The sequence below is a fragment of the Corynebacterium bouchesdurhonense genome (assembly GCF_900078305.2).
Classification (GTDB): domain Bacteria; phylum Actinomycetota; class Actinomycetes; order Mycobacteriales; family Mycobacteriaceae; genus Corynebacterium; species Corynebacterium bouchesdurhonense.
In genome coordinates this window covers 170,100-183,652 of record NZ_LT546028.1, presented here as the reverse complement: position 1 = coordinate 183,652, position 13,553 = coordinate 170,100, and the positions used below count along the sequence as shown (strand labels likewise).

Sequence of the window (13,553 nt, the reverse complement as noted above, 5' to 3'; positions counted from 1 at the left end):
GGCCACAATGGGACGGGTGAGCCGAGATGCAGTCGACACCGCCCCAACCACCGACCCGGACCTGCTGGTTGATTTCCGGGACGTGACCTTCGTGCGCGACGGGCGCACCCTGGTCGGCCCGGTGACCTGGCAGGTGGAACTGGACGAGCGGTGGGTCATCGTCGGCCCCAACGGCGCCGGCAAGACCACCCTGATCCGCATGGCCTCGGCGCAGGAATTCCCTACCGCCGGCACCGCGTTCGTGCTCGGTGAGCGCATCGGCCGCACCGACATGCGGGACCTGCGCGCCTCAATCGGCCTGACCTCCTCCGCCGTCGCGCAGCGCGTCCCGGACGGGGAGAAAGTGGGGGACCTGGTGGTCTCCGCCGGCTACGCCATCATGGGCCGCTGGCGCGAGGAGTACGACGAGATGGATTACGCCCAAGCCCTCGAGGTGCTCGAGCAGGTCGGCGCCATCCACCTGATGGACCGCACGTGGGGCACGCTTTCCGACGGCGAGAAGAAACGCGTCCTCATCGCCCGCGCGGTGATGACCAACCCGGAGCTGCTCATCATGGACGAGCCCGCCGCCGGCATGGATCTCGGCGGCCGCGAGGACCTTCTGGCCTACCTGGGCGAGTTGGCGCTGGACCCGGACGCGCCCGCCATCGTGATGATCACCCACCACCTGGAGGAGATCCCGCCCGGGTTCACCCACGCAATGCTCCTAGACGAGGGAGAGATCGTGGCCCAGGGCCTCATCGAGGACGTGCTCACCGCCGAAAACGTGTCCAAGGCCTACCACCAGCCGATCGAGGTGAGCGTCGATGCAGGGCGCTACTTCGCCCGCCGGGCGCGCCGCGGCCGCGGGGGCGCGCACCGCGCGTAAGGCCGTGGGCGAGCGGGTGAAGCGCACCACTGGTACCGGCAGTGCCGGCGCCGGCGGGACCACCGGCGCGGTGTCCGCGGACGCCGGCGACGCCATCGACGTCACCGAGACCAGCGGCTACTTCGGCGCGCGCCTGTCCGCCACCGTGATGCTGCTGCGCGACGGCGCAGGCGGGCTGGAAACCTGGGTGCAGGAGCGGGTGCTCAGCATGCCTAACTTCCCCGGCATTACCGTCTTCCCCGGCGGCGGCGTGGACACCCGCGACTTCCCGGGCCGCTCCTGGGACGACGGCGCGCTGTGGGAGGGCCGCTCCGCCATCTCGCTTGCCCGCCAGCTGGGCCTGAACAAGTACAAAACCCACGCGGTGATCTTCGCGGCGGTGCGCGAGCTGTTCGAGGAAACGGGCATCTTCTTGGCCGTCGACAAGCAGCAAAAGCTCCTCGAGGACGCCAGCGAGTACCACGAGCACCGCCTCGCGCTCGAATCTCACCTGCTCTCGCTCACCGACGTGCTCGACCGCCACGGGCTGAAAGTATGCGGTGACCTGCTCGTGCCGTACGGGCGCTGGGTGGGGCAATCCGAGATCGGCACCTGGTTCGACACCTTCAGCTTCCTCGCCCTGAACCCGCAAGGCCAGGAACCGGACGGCAACACCGGCGAGGCGGACGACGCGAACTGGTTCCGCCCCTCGCTGCTCATCGACGGATGGCGCGCCGGGCTTGTGCGCTTTGCCCCCTCGACCTGGCTGCACCTCGTGGAGCTGTGCGCGTTCGACGCCGCCGAGGACGCGATCGCCGCCGCGCGGGGCAAGACGATCCTGCCCATAGTGGGGGACCCGCTGGAGGACGAGCGGATGGCGGAGTACTTCCACCGCGCTCCCAGCGACCGGATAGGCAGGCGCGAATGAGCTTCAGTGTGGACGAGGTGGCGTTCCTCGCGGCCAAGGCGCATCGCATCGCTGAGGTGGCGCCCGGCATCGAGCTGAGCAAGCGCACCGTGTTCGCAGACCGTGCGGTGCTCGAGCGGGAATTCGGCGGCTACGCCCGCGCCGTGAGCGTGCTCATCGCCGCCCAGCGCGGGGCGGCCGGCAAGTTCCCGCAGCACTGGCTCACCGACGCCGACGCGGCGCAGCAGGCCACCCCGCGGGCGGTGGCGGACGTGCGCGCGGCGAAGGTGGCGGATACGGGTGCACGGGTGGTACACGACGTGACCTGCTCCGTCGGCTCTGAGGCCCCCGCGTTCCTCGACGCATCCGTGGCGTGGCTCGGTTCCGACCTGGACCGCTCGCGCCTGGCCATGGCCCGCCACAACCTCGGCCCCGGCGCGTGGCTCGCCGAGGCGGATGCGCTCGCGCCCGTCTCCGCCGCGGACGTGGTGGTGGCGGACCCCGCGCGCCGCGCGGACGGCCGTCGCATCACCGACCCCGCCAAGCCCGTCCCGCCCCTGCCCGATCTCCTCGAGGCCTACCGGGGCCGCGAGCTGGCCGTGAAGTGCGCCCCCGGCATCGACTACTCGGGCTGGGACGGCCTGGTCAGCGTGGTCTCCCTGGACGGCGGCGTCAAGGAAGCCTGCCTCTACACCCCGGGCTTCGGCCGCGGACGCGAGGCGGTGGTGATCAAGCGCGGGTTTTCGGAGCATTGCTTGTCGACGCACCCCGCCCACGCCCCCGCCGGCCCACCCGGCCGCTACATCGTGGAACCGGACGGCGCCGTGGTGCGCGCCGGGCTGGTCAACCACTGGGCCACCCGCCACGGCCTCTGGCTGTTAGACGAGCACATCGCCTTCTGCACCGGCGACACGATCCCCGACGGCTACACCGGCTTCGAATTCCTGGAGGCCGTGCCCCTGAAGAAGCTGAAGGCCGCGCTGACCGCCCGCGACGCCGGCAGCCTGGAGATCCTGGTGCGCGGCGTGGACCAGGACCCGGACCAGCTGCGCGCAAAGCTCAAGCTCAAGGGCACAGAACCGCACGCCGTGGTCATTGCGCGGGTAGGCGACGCGGCCGTGGCCCACATCTGCGGCCCCCGCACCGCCGCGCGGGGCTCGGGTTGGGGGCTCGGGCGCGGGGATCGGGTTGGGGGCTAGGGTTGGCCGCATGGTCTACCTCGATCACGCAGCAACCACCCCCATGCGCCAAAGCGCCATCGACGCTTGGCTCGCCCACGCCGGCGCGGTCAACCCCGGCAGCGCCTACGCCTCGGGCCGCGGCGCCAACGCCGTGTTGCAGGAGGCCCGCGAGCAGGTCGCGGAGCTCCTCGGTGCCGAACCCGTCGAGGTGATCTTCACGGGCTCGGGGACGGAGGCGGACAATATTGGGGTGCGGGGGTTGTATGGGGCGTCGACAAGCAAGCGCGTCGTGTGCAGCACCATCGAGCACCCCGCGGTGCTCGAGGCGGTGCGAACGCTTGAGGCCGTCGACAGCGCCGAGGTGGAGTGGCTTACCGCTGGGCGCGACGGTCACGTGCGCGACCTCAGCCCCCTGGACCGGCCCGCGGCGGTGGCCGCGCTGATGTGGGCGAACAACGAGACGGGCGCGATCCAGCCAGTCCGCGAGGCTGCCGAGCGCGCGGCCGCCTCCGGCACGCCCCTGCACGTGGACGCCGTGCAGGTGGTGGGCAAGATCCCGGTGGATTTCCACGCGCTCGGCGCAACCACGCTCGCGGCCAGCGCCCACAAGTTCGGCGGCCCGCGCGGCGCGGGGATTCTGCTCGCGCGCCGCTCGCCGGCCCCGCAGCCGGTGATCGTGGGCGGCGGGCAGGAGCGCGGCATCCGCTCCGGCACCGTAGACGTGGCCTCCGCGTCGGCGACGGCCGCGGCGCTTTCCGAGGCGGTGCGCGACATGGAGGTCGAGACCGCCCGGGTGACGCAGCTGCGCGACTACCTGGTGCGCGGTGTTGTGGCCGCGGTGCCCGACACGCTGGTGACGACCGCCGAGCCCGCCCTGGCCGGCCACGCCCACTTCATGTTCCCGGGCGCGGACGCGGACTCCATGATCATGCTGCTCGACGTCGCCGGCATCGAGGCCTCCGCCGGCAGCGCCTGCTCCGCGGGTGTTGTGCGGCTTTCCCATGTCCTCGAGGGCATGGGGGTCGGCCGCGAGGAGGGGATGGGCGCCCTGCGCGTCACCCTGGGGCGGACCACGCGCCGCGAGGACGTGGACGCGCTACTGGCCGTGATCGCCGACACGGTGGAGCGGGCCCGCGCCGCCGGGGCGGTGCGGTAGACGCGGGGGCTCGCCTCGGCTGGGCTGGCGCCCGTCCCTTATACAACTCTCAAGCTGCCGACGAACCTACCCGCTGTTGATACGGGCAGAGGCCGACCCCTAACACTGCAATACAAGCTATCATGTTTAGACCCCTCAAAAGATGTCGTAGTTCTGGCTGTCTTTCTTTTTTTCTTTTTTTTTTTTCTTTTTTTTTTTTTTTTTTTCTTTCTCTTTTTCTTTTTTTTTTTTTTTTTTTTCAAAGAAGAAGCCGGCATACGAGAGGGGAGCCCGTCTGGGGGGCGGGGAGATGTGTAAAAGAGCCGGCCCCCCCCCCGCCCCCCCCCCCGCCCCCCCCCCCCCGCCACAGCTGCCGCAGTTACGGCGGCTCTGGCCGTAACCGCCGCCACCGCCCCGGCGGCGCACGCCCAGTCCTTCCCCGGCCTGGTCTCCGGCGTGGACGTCGCGGGCCACCAGCGCCCGGGTGGCGCACCCATCGACTGGAAGATGGTGGCGGGCCCCGGCGGCCAGCAGTTCGCGTTTGTGAAGGCCTCCGAAGGCGCGGGCTGGAAGAACACCTTCTACGAGGAGGACGCCCGCACCGCCGCCGAGGCCGGGATGAAAGTGGGTGCCTACCACTACGCCCGCCCCGCGGAGGACCCCGTCGCGCAGGCCCGCTACTTCGCCGACGTCATCAACGCCGGCCCCACCCTCCAGCTGCCGCCGGTGCTGGACCTGGAGGTGGACGAGGGCCTGAGCCCCACCCGCCTCGCCGCCTGGACGCAGCTGTTCCTCACCGAGCTCAAGGCGCGCACGGGCAAGACCCCCATGATCTACACGTACCGCTATTTCTGGTACGAGCACATGGACAACACCAGCGCGTTCACCTCGTACCCGCTGTGGCTGGCCGCGTACCAGAACCAGCCGCCGCGCCCGGTCGGCGGCTGGGACAAGCTGAGCTTCTGGCAGCGCAGCGAGTCCGGCCGTGTGCTGGGCATCAACACCCCGGTGGACATGAACCTGTTCAACGGCAACGTGGGCCAGCTCAACCAGTTCGCGGCGGGCAACCTGAAGGCCGGCGGCGGCGTGCTGGAGACCTTCCAGGTGTCGGATTCGGGCGAGCTGAAGGTGCTCGAGCAGGACAACACCAAGCTGGTGCTGGCCATCCTCGCGCTCGCGGCGGGCGCACTGGGTGCCAACCAGCTGGCGCACGCGGCGGACCGCGCCGGGTTCAACGACACGGACGCCCGCAACATCGCCGGCGTGGTGCAGAAGCTGGTCCAGCAGGGCGAGCTGCCGGTAGACGACCTCAAGCACATGGTCACCGGCCGCTACCAGGTCGGGGACCTGCTCATCCTGCTGGACAACGCCGCGAAGCAGGCGCAAGGCTAGTTTAGGCCCAGCGCGCCGAGAATCTCCCCGGTGCGCTGCGGAAGTTCGTTGTGCCTTACGCGATCGAGCCGGATCACCCGCCCGAGCTCAGAGGACCACGCTGGCACGACGCGGTCAGCGGTAGAGGTGATAGAGATGACCGGGACGTCGCGGTAGCACAGCGGCTCCGGGATGGGATGATCGAGCTCGACGATGGACTCGCCTGCGATGGCACGGATGAGCAATTCGGGGCGGTACCACGCGCCGTTATCGGTGCCGCGCCACGCCGCACCGAGTCCCACTAGGCAGTGCACGCGGGCGCGGGCAGTGGGATCACGCAGCGCAGCCAGGCCCACCAGCCCGCCGAACGAATGCCCGACCACATCCACACGAGTCACTTGGTGCGGAAGTGAGCGAATTAACCCCGAGATTTCAGCTGCGCATACGTCAACCGGTGCGGTGCCGCGCCTGCCGTAGAACGGCGCAATGAGCGGAACGGGACAGTCGCGCGCGAGGACGCGGAATGCGGCGGGTTCCGCCAACGTGCCGTGAAGTGCGAGCACCAGGCGGCCGCTGGGCTGCGAAGTAGCTGTGGAAGGATCCGGAAGAACCCTCGGCACGAGGCCAGCGAGACTCATGCGGAGTAAACCTACTCACGTGAACACGATCCGGCAGATATCTGTGGTGGGAAACACCGCCGCAGCGGTGATTTATGTGCTGCTCGCGGTGGCAGTGGTGGGAGCGCTCTGCGTGCTCTCGCACCGCCCGCGACGCATCGCATGGGCGGCTGGCTCGACACTCTTGCTCCTCGCTGCAAGCGTGTTCGCGCTCACCGTGTGGCCGAAGCCGTTCCCTGACGCGGTGCCGGTGCGCATCTACGCGGCCGGGGCCGCTGCCGCCTTCATTGCGTTCGCGGCGGTGTTCGCTCCTAGACGCCGGCTTCCGTTGGTGCTGCTCGCCGTGCCCTCGCTTTTCCTGGGCTATCTCGGCACGAACCTGGTGTACCAGCAGTACCCCACGGTAGGCTCTTTCCACACAGATCCGGTGACGGTGGCGATGTCTCTGGACGAGTTCCAGTCGCGCACGAGCGCCCCGCATCTCGGAGACCGGGAGGTCGGTGCCCTCGTCACCCTGCCCGCCGAGCCGATGCGCGACGCGATTGCGTATGTGCCTCCCGCATACTTCCACGGAGTAGCGCTGCCCGTGGTGGTGCTGCTCGCCGGCCAACCCGGCACGCCTTCGGGGTGGTTCACCGACGGGCAGGCCGATCGAGTCGCCGACGACTTCCAACAGGAGCACGGCGGCCGGGCCCCGATCGTGGTCAGTGTTGACGGCACCGGCTCCACCACGGGCAACCCCGCCTGTGTAGACGGGCCAAACGCGAAAATGCAGACCTACCTGGCCGAGGACATCCCGGCAATGATGAAGAGGAATTTCCGGGTGGTGCAGGACCAGTCGAAGTGGACGATTGGGGGATTGAGTTACGGCGGCACGTGTGCCCTGCAGGTGATCACCAACGCACCCGACGCCTACGGGACGTTTTTGGACTTTTCGGGGGAGCCGGAGCCTTCGATAGGCAGCCATGAAAAAACCGTCAACGAATTGTTCGGAGGTGACGAGGAGGCCTTTAGCAATATCAACCCCTCGACCCTCCTCGTGCGCGCGGCTGGCAGTCAGAAGTACACCCACATCGCCGGGCGCTTCGTGGCGGGCGAAAGCGACCCCATGGCGTCGAGGGCGTTGCCATATTTGAACGCATTGGCCCAGAAAGCGGGAATGGTCTCCACTTACACGGCATTGCCCGGAGGGCATTCGTACCAAGTGTGGCGCGTCGCGCTGCGCGATAACTTCGGTTTCGCGGCTGAGCGAGGAGATATCAAGTGAAATACCAAATTAAACTCACGCTGGCGCTGACGCTCGTGATGTGGCTCGCCTTCGGTGCCTCCGGCGGCGATCCGCGACGCGCCTTCGGCTACAACCTGCCCGCCGATCCGGCGCTCTGGCACCTGCTCTCCTGCGGCTTCACCGCCGCGCACCTGACGACGCTGGGTTACCTTAGCGTCGCAGCGATCGCCTTCGCCGCGCCTGCTGAGCGTGTGATGGGTTCGCGCCGCTTTGCGCTCGCCGCCATCGCCTCGCAGGCGGTGACCATGCCGCTTGCTTGCGTCATCGGCGCGGCAGTGGAGCGCGCCGGCTTCAACCTGTGGGGCCCGAACCTGGTCAACGAGGTCTACTGCACGCCCGTGGCGTGGATTTTCGGGCCCCTCGCCTTCGCTAGCGCGCGGTTCAACTTGCTGTGGCGCCGCCGGGTGCGCTTGGTAACCACCACACTCGCTGCGACGCTGGTGCTCTACGCTGGGTCGCTCGCGTCTGTCGCCGCACTGACTGCGGTCGCGGTTGGGTGGGTCGCCGGCGAAGTCGCAACTGGCTTCAACCGCCCGCGGCGCGCGATTTCTTTGCGTGAGTCCCGCGTGCTCGTCGCCACGGTGGTCATGGCTGTGGCCGCCGGGCCAGCGGTGACCGCGCTGAACCCGGCCGCGCAGGGCCCGTTCGCGGCAACGAGCGAACTGATGTGGGAGCCGACAGTCGCAGCCCGCGACGTGGCGCGCGCATGCGCGGACCCTACGTCCACCGCGTGCCTCGAGGCCCAGGCCATCAACCAGCAGAACGGCCTCGGCCCGTTCGTACTCAACTGCGTTCCGTTTATTTTGGCGGTGCTTCTCGCGTTCGGCCTTGTGCGGGGCAGGCGTTTGGCGTGGATTGGCGCGCTCATTCTAAGCCTGGTTTCGGCCGCGGTGGTTGGAAGCCAGGCGTTATCGGAAGCCCATCGCCTCGACGTCGGCGTCTTTGGCGTGTGGAACACTCTGCTCGTCGTGCTGCCTTTCGCGCTCGTGGCGGTGGCGCTGATTTCGACCCGCACACGCTTCCGCGTCAGTTCCGCATGGCGTCCGGCGGTGGCACCAGTCGCCGCGGCACTCGGTGTCTCCGCGGCGGCGTGGCTTGCTGGCTCGCTCATGCTTTGCGACGGCTTCCTCAACACCCCAACACTTTCCTCCGCCGTCGCGGAGCTGCCGAGCCGCTACCTGCCCCCCGTCCTCGCAGCGCAGCTGCCGCACCACCTATTCCCGCACACCGCGCCCGCTTGGGTGCTCTACGAATGGGTCGGCATTGTCTTCTGGGCTATCGCCTTTTGGCAGCTGTGGAAAGTGCTCACCTCAGCGCCGTCGCCGGCCGCAGAGAGAGACCGGGAGCGGGCGCGGAGCCTGCTCATGGCCGGAACCGGCGACCACCTGGCGTGGATGACGCTGTGGGAAGGCAACGCCTACTTCTTCATCGACGACTCTTACGTGGCCTACCGCGTGGCTAATGGCATTGCGGTGACGGTGGGAGGGCCGGTGGTCGGGGAAACGCGACCACGCGAAGGCGTCGCGGAAGCGTTCGAGACCTTTGTGGCGCAGCAGGGCTGGCGCGTGGCCTGGTATTCCGTGGACGGCGAATTCACTCGCGACGGATACAAGCGGATACACGTCGCTGAGGAATCGCTGCTGCGCACCGACAACGTTGAGTTCAAGGGCAAGAAATTCCAGAACGTCCGCACCGCCCGCAACCGCGCAGCGAAGGAAGGCGTGCGCGCTGTGTGGACCACGTGGGACGAGTGCGATGTTGAAACACGGGAAAAGATCGCCGCGCTGTCGGAGCAATGGGTGGCCGACAAGGCGCTGCCGGAGATGGGCTTCACGCTGGGAGCCCTCGAGGAGCTGAAGCTCGAAGACACGAAGCTTCTGCTCGCGCTCGACGACAACGGCCGCCTCCACGGCGTGACTAGCTGGCTGCCCGTTTATGAAAACGGGGCGCTCGCTGGCTACACCCTGGACTTCATGCGTCGTGACGCCAAGGGGTTTCGTCCCGTTATTGAATTTCTCCTCGCGGAGGCTGCGGTCATCGCCGGTAGGGAAGGGCTCGGCTGGGTATCGCTTTCCGGCGCACCGCTCGCGCGCACTGACGCGCCGACGGACTTCCTGGAAATCCTCTTGGACAAAGCCGGCGCCACCATCGAACCGCTCTACGGGTTCCGTTCGCTCGCAGCATCGAAGCATAAGTTCAATCCCGAGCACCGCAGCTGGTATCTCGCGTATGACGATGAGATAGCGCTGGCCAACATCGGGCTGGCTGTCGTTCACTGTTATCTGCCGGAGATGAAGGCCACCGACGCCGCGGCCGTGGTCAAGGAGTTTCTGGCCCGCCGGCCTCATGCTGCGCCTCATCACGCCGAGGTTGCCCCTGCGCAGCCAGCTTCCGGCACCACTCCTCGTCCTTGAACTGCGCAGGCACCGCGCCCATGAGCAGCGCGCGGGTGAGCTCCGGCGTCGCCTCCAACGGCCTATTCGCGCCGATGAGCACGATGTTGCCGTAGCGGCGCCCTTTGAGCATCGGCGGATCCGCGATCGCCGCCACGTGGGGCCACACCTCCAGCATGCCGGCAAGCTCCTCCTTCGCCTCCCTGAGGTCCGCGTGCGAGCCGCAGTTGGCGATGTAAAAGCCGCGCTCGCTTAGCGACGCCCGCGCCGCAGCGTAGAACTCCACCGTCGTCAGAGTGCGCGGGGTAGTAGCGGAGGAGAAGACGTCGCGGATGATCACGCCCCGGGTTGCCGGCTTGAACGCGTCCGTGACCTCGCGGGCGTCCCCGACGCGGATTTTTACGGCGGGGGCCCGGGGGACGTCGAAAAGCATGCGCGCAAGCACCGCAAGTTCCGAATCGATCTCAACCACCGTGCTGCGCGATCCAGGCCACGTGTGGGCGAAGTAGCGGGGCAGGGTGCAGGCGGCGCCGCCGAGGTGTGTGAGGCGGGCCTTCGGCTTCGCCTCGTCCGGGTACGCGGCGTCTAAGAAGTCCGCGATCCAGCGCATGTACTCGAAGTCGAGGCGCGCCGGATCGCCCGGCACGATGTGCGAGCTGGGCACGCCGTTGACCAGCAGCACCATGGAGCCGTCCGGCTCGTGGAGCACCTCGGCCACGCCGGTGTCGATCTCGTGGAACTCACTTTTGGCGGCCATGGTGTGGTAAGCGTACACTCCCGCGACATGCGTGTTTTGGCGGCCATGAGCGGGGGAGTGGACTCCTCCGTCGCCGCCGCGCGCTTGGTTGAGGCCGGCCACGACGTGGTCGGCGTGCACCTCGCCCTGAGCCAGGACGCGCGCCAGACCCGCGAGTCCGCCCGCGGGTGCTGCTCGCTCGAGGACTCGGCTGACGCGCGCCGCGTGTGCGACAAGCTGGGCATCCCGTTTTACGTGTGGGACTTCTCGGATCGCTTCAAGGAAGAGGTCATAGACAACTTCGTGTGGTCGTATGAGAACGGCGAGACCCCGAACCCGTGCCTGCGCTGCAACGAGAAGATCAAGTTCGCGGCGCTGCTGGACCGGGCGATGGCCCTCGGGTTCGACGCCGTGGCTACGGGCCACTACGCCACCATCGACGCAGACGGCAACCTGCGCCGCAGCGCGGACCCGAAGAAGGACCAGTCCTATGTGCTCGGCGTGCTCACCCGCGACGAGCTGGACCACTGCCTCTTCCCCGTCGGCGACACCGAAAAACCGCAGATCCGCGAGGAGGCCGCCCGCCACGGCTTCTCCACGGCGACGAAGCCGGACTCCTACGACATCTGCTTCATCCCCGACGGCAACACCCAGGCCTTCCTCGGGCGCTCCATCGGCGTACGCCCTGGCTTGATCCGCGACGTGGACGGGACGGAGCTGAAGGAGCACGACGGTGCCTTCCAATACACCATCGGCCAGCGCAAAGGTTTGAACATCCGGGTGCCCGCGGCGGACGGCAAGCCCCGCTACGTCACAGATGTGGACGCCGCCACCGGCACCGTCACCGTCGGCCCCCGCGAGGCGCTTCGCGTGTCGACGATCACTGCCGACCGCCTCAAGGTGCTGCACCCGGCCATGCACGGCGAGTTCGAGGCGAATGTGCAGATCCGGGCGCACGGCGGGGTGGTGCCGTGCCGCGCCGAGATCCGCGATGGTCGCATGACGCTCACCCTCCACGAGCCGCTGGAGGGCGTGGCCCGCGGCCAGGCCGCGGTACTCTACCTCCCGGACCCCGATGGCGAAGGGGACATCGTCCTCGGCTCGGGCACCATCTGCGCCACGGCGTAGGCGGAGTAGGCGGCGTAAGCGGCGTAGGCGTGCCCACTGCGCCCTCGCCTCGCCGGAACTCGAAAGTAGCAGCTCGTTAAGGCCTGTATTTAGCACGATAACGATGCCCTAGTAACGAGTTTTGGGGGAATGTGGGGCTCGTGCGGCGCAAGCGGTCGCCAGTGCCGGCCGCAACACCGCCGGTAGCATGGATCCCCGTGACCAACCCAGCCACAACCGCCCCCGCAGCCTCAACCGCGCCCGCAGCCCCAACCGCCTTCGGTCTCGGCCCCCTGCCCGGCACCGACTTGGTGCAGGCGGCGGACGTCGTTCTCTCCGAGTCCCCGCTGCCGCACATTCCGCAGCTGCCTGACCGCGGCGTCGGCTCGGACGCGGTGGGCCGCACCGCCGCGCTGTTGGAGATCCCCGTGGACCGCGGCCCGCGCGGCTGGCGCGTCGCCACCCGGCATCGGGGCGCCCGGGACCTCATGTCGCGCGACCTGGACACCCTCGAGGAGCTGTGGTCCGGCAAGGTCGATCGGGTGAAGGTGCAGGTCACCGGCCCGTGGACGCTGGCCGCGGAGATCGAGATGCCCAACGGCCACCGCATGATCACGGACCCCGGGGCGCTGCGCGACATCACCGACGCGTTGGGGGAGGCGGTGGGGCGGCACCGGGTGGACGTCGAGAAGCGCATTGCTCCAACCGTGCTCCAGCTGGACGAGCCGCGGCTGGCGGACGTCACTGCGGGCACCCTCGCCGGCGCGACGCGCTACGAGGAGATCGCCGCGGTGCCCGAGCCGTGGGAGCGGCTCGCGCCGTTCGGGGAGTTTCTGCTGCACGCGCCGTTGCTTATCGACGCCCCCTGGCAAACCGCAGACCTTGCCCAACTCACATCGCCGGAGGATCGAGACCGGGTAGCGCGCCTCGTTGATTCCGGTGCGCGGCTGGCCATCGCGTCAGTTGAGCCTTCGTGGCTGTGGCGCTACTTCGAGGAGCTGCAGCTCGATCCCGGGGAGGCGCGGCTTGATGTGTGGGCGCGGCCTGCGAGTAACCTTCGCGAAGCTGCGAGCAACTTGGCCGAGGCGCGGCAGATGGCGGACGGGTTGGCCTAGACGGTCGGCATTTCTGCCGCGCATACTAACTTTCTACCCCTGCATCGGCCAGCTTGAGGAGAACCCCTTGGTGTTGCGGCCTTGGGATTCGAAGTACTTCCGCAAATTGTCCTGGAGGTGGTAGTACTCAACGGCCTGGTACTCCATAAGGTCGCCAGTGCTCATGTCTGCAAGCTCCGGCCACCTGCGGACCTGCTTCCAGGCAATGCGAGCGGCGGCCATCGCATCTGAGGTGGCCTCGTGCGCGTTGTCGAGGCGCACCCCGTAGAACTCGGAGAGCGCGGTGAGATTGCGGCGACCTTTGCGGTAGCGATCCTTCGCGCGGTCAATGAGCAGCGGATCATACACCGGGCCGGTGATGGTGAAATCACCGGTGAGACGGCGAAGAATAGTGAGGTCATACGGGGCGTTAAAGACCACGAGGGTAAGCCCGTCCTCCCATGCCTGCTTGATTGCGGCGACAGTTTCTCGTAAGACTTCCACGTGGTCCCGGCCCTCCGCGCGGGCCTTCTCAGTGGTGATGCCGTGGACTGAGGCGGCCTCCTCTGGGATCTCCACGCCCGGGTCGGCGAGGGTCTCCTTCGCGGTTACGTCCTTTCCGTCGATCCGCACCAGGGCGCTGGTGACAATGCGCGCCTCGAGCGCATTCGCGGACGTGGTCTCGAGGTCGAACGAGAGCATGCGGGACGCGTTGAATGCGCCGGGTGCGGGAGCCATGTGCGCCATTGTATCGAGGCACCCCACGCACCCCGTTCGGCTTGTTCGAACAGCGCCGGTTGGGCAAGCCTGAATGCAATTATTGTACCGAGCGGTCTAGTGGTGGATAGTCGAGGGATTACCGACGCTGAACCAAAGA

13 protein-coding genes are annotated in these 13,553 nt (G+C 68.1%); 9 read left to right on the top strand and 4 right to left on the bottom strand.

Features of this window, described 5'->3' with window-relative positions; genetic code table 11:
- Window positions 1–16: 16 nt before the first annotated feature.
- From BN4252_RS05675 to BN4252_RS05660, 4 genes are read left to right on the top strand one after another with little or no spacing between them, the layout of a single operon-like run.
- Complete coding sequence (locus BN4252_RS05675) at window positions 17–868, top strand: ABC transporter ATP-binding protein (RefSeq protein ID WP_392389924.1); 852 nt, start codon at window positions 17–19, stop codon at window positions 866–868.
- Window positions 807–1,775, top strand: coding sequence for an NUDIX hydrolase (locus BN4252_RS05670; RefSeq protein WP_230208582.1), 969 nt, complete (start codon window positions 807–809; stop codon window positions 1,773–1,775). Before BN4252_RS05675 ends, BN4252_RS05670 begins: the two co-directional genes overlap by 62 nt.
- Window positions 1,772–2,953, top strand: a complete 1,182-nt coding sequence (locus BN4252_RS05665; protein WP_066527377.1) for a THUMP-like domain-containing protein — start codon at window positions 1,772–1,774, stop codon at window positions 2,951–2,953. Before BN4252_RS05670 ends, BN4252_RS05665 begins: the two co-directional genes overlap by 4 nt.
- Before the next feature lie 10 nt (window positions 2,954–2,963).
- Window positions 2,964–4,091 (top strand): cysteine desulfurase family protein, encoded by a 1,128-nt coding sequence (locus BN4252_RS05660; RefSeq protein WP_066527376.1) that lies wholly within the window; start codon window positions 2,964–2,966, stop codon window positions 4,089–4,091.
- A 135-nt stretch (window positions 4,092–4,226) separates the two neighbouring features.
- Here the strand turns inward: BN4252_RS05660 and BN4252_RS11180 are convergent, their stop codons facing one another.
- Window positions 4,227–4,496, bottom strand: a complete 270-nt coding sequence (locus BN4252_RS11180; protein ID WP_187370928.1) for a hypothetical protein — start codon at window positions 4,494–4,496, stop codon at window positions 4,227–4,229.
- 30 nt (window positions 4,497–4,526) lie between these two features.
- Between BN4252_RS11180 and BN4252_RS05650 the strand changes: the two genes are divergently transcribed.
- Complete coding sequence (locus BN4252_RS05650) at window positions 4,527–5,462, top strand: glycoside hydrolase family 25 protein (protein WP_230208581.1); 936 nt, start codon at window positions 4,527–4,529, stop codon at window positions 5,460–5,462.
- Here the strand turns inward: BN4252_RS05650 and BN4252_RS05645 are convergent.
- On the bottom strand, window positions 5,459–5,839 hold the full coding sequence (locus tag BN4252_RS05645) for an alpha/beta fold hydrolase (protein ID WP_143341176.1): 381 nt from the start codon (window positions 5,837–5,839) through the stop codon (window positions 5,459–5,461). The two genes, BN4252_RS05650 and BN4252_RS05645, sit on opposite strands and share 4 nt — an antisense overlap.
- Before the next feature lie 259 nt (window positions 5,840–6,098).
- On the opposite strand from BN4252_RS05645, the gene BN4252_RS05640 reads away from it, so the two are divergent.
- Together BN4252_RS05640 and BN4252_RS05635 are read left to right on the top strand one after the other, a co-directional pair.
- A complete protein-coding gene (locus tag BN4252_RS05640) occupies window positions 6,099–7,325 on the top strand; it encodes an alpha/beta hydrolase (protein ID WP_066527368.1) in 1,227 nt (408 codons plus the stop codon).
- A complete protein-coding gene (locus BN4252_RS05635; RefSeq protein ID WP_066527366.1) occupies window positions 7,322–9,760 on the top strand; it encodes a bifunctional lysylphosphatidylglycerol flippase/synthetase MprF in 2,439 nt (812 codons plus the stop codon). The genes BN4252_RS05640 and BN4252_RS05635 overlap by 4 nt, the downstream gene beginning before the upstream one ends.
- Here the strand turns inward: BN4252_RS05635 and BN4252_RS05630 are convergent.
- Window positions 9,666–10,496: a spermidine synthase gene (locus BN4252_RS05630; protein ID WP_066529177.1), complete on the bottom strand. Its 831-nt coding sequence runs from the start codon at window positions 10,494–10,496 to the stop codon at window positions 9,666–9,668. The genes BN4252_RS05635 and BN4252_RS05630 overlap by 95 nt on opposite strands.
- A gap of 27 nt (window positions 10,497–10,523) precedes the next feature.
- On the opposite strand from BN4252_RS05630, the gene mnmA reads away from it, so the two are divergent.
- Window positions 10,524–11,603 (top strand): tRNA 2-thiouridine(34) synthase MnmA, encoded by a 1,080-nt coding sequence (mnmA, locus tag BN4252_RS05625; RefSeq protein ID WP_066527364.1) that lies wholly within the window; start codon window positions 10,524–10,526, stop codon window positions 11,601–11,603.
- A gap of 197 nt (window positions 11,604–11,800) precedes the next feature.
- Window positions 11,801–12,697 (top strand): uroporphyrinogen decarboxylase/cobalamine-independent methonine synthase family protein, encoded by an 897-nt coding sequence (locus tag BN4252_RS05620; RefSeq protein WP_066527362.1) that lies wholly within the window; start codon window positions 11,801–11,803, stop codon window positions 12,695–12,697.
- 33 nt (window positions 12,698–12,730) lie between these two features.
- Here BN4252_RS05620 and BN4252_RS05615 read toward each other — a convergent pair whose 3' ends face one another.
- Window positions 12,731–13,414: a 3'-5' exonuclease gene (locus BN4252_RS05615; protein ID WP_066529170.1), complete on the bottom strand. Its 684-nt coding sequence runs from the start codon at window positions 13,412–13,414 to the stop codon at window positions 12,731–12,733.
- Window positions 13,415–13,553: the final 139 nt, after the last annotated feature.

What these genes read in the sequence shown, in the direction of transcription:
- BN4252_RS05670 (WP_230208582.1), top strand. Translation starts at nt 807, where the DNA reads ATGCAGGGCGCTACTTCGCCCGCCGGGCGCGCCGCGGCCGCGGGGGCG.
- BN4252_RS05665 (WP_066527377.1), top strand. Translation starts at nt 1,772, where the DNA reads ATGAGCTTCAGTGTGGACGAGGTGGCGTTCCTCGCGGCCAAGGCGCAT.
- BN4252_RS05660 (WP_066527376.1), top strand. Translation starts at nt 2,964, where the DNA reads ATGGTCTACCTCGATCACGCAGCAACCACCCCCATGCGCCAAAGCGCC.
- BN4252_RS05630 (WP_066529177.1), bottom strand. Translation starts at nt 10,496, where the DNA reads ATGGCCGCCAAAAGTGAGTTCCACGAGATCGACACCGGCGTGGCCGAG.
- mnmA (WP_066527364.1), top strand. Translation starts at nt 10,524, where the DNA reads ATGCGTGTTTTGGCGGCCATGAGCGGGGGAGTGGACTCCTCCGTCGCC.
- BN4252_RS05615 (WP_066529170.1), bottom strand. Translation starts at nt 13,414, where the DNA reads ATGGCTCCCGCACCCGGCGCATTCAACGCGTCCCGCATGCTCTCGTTC.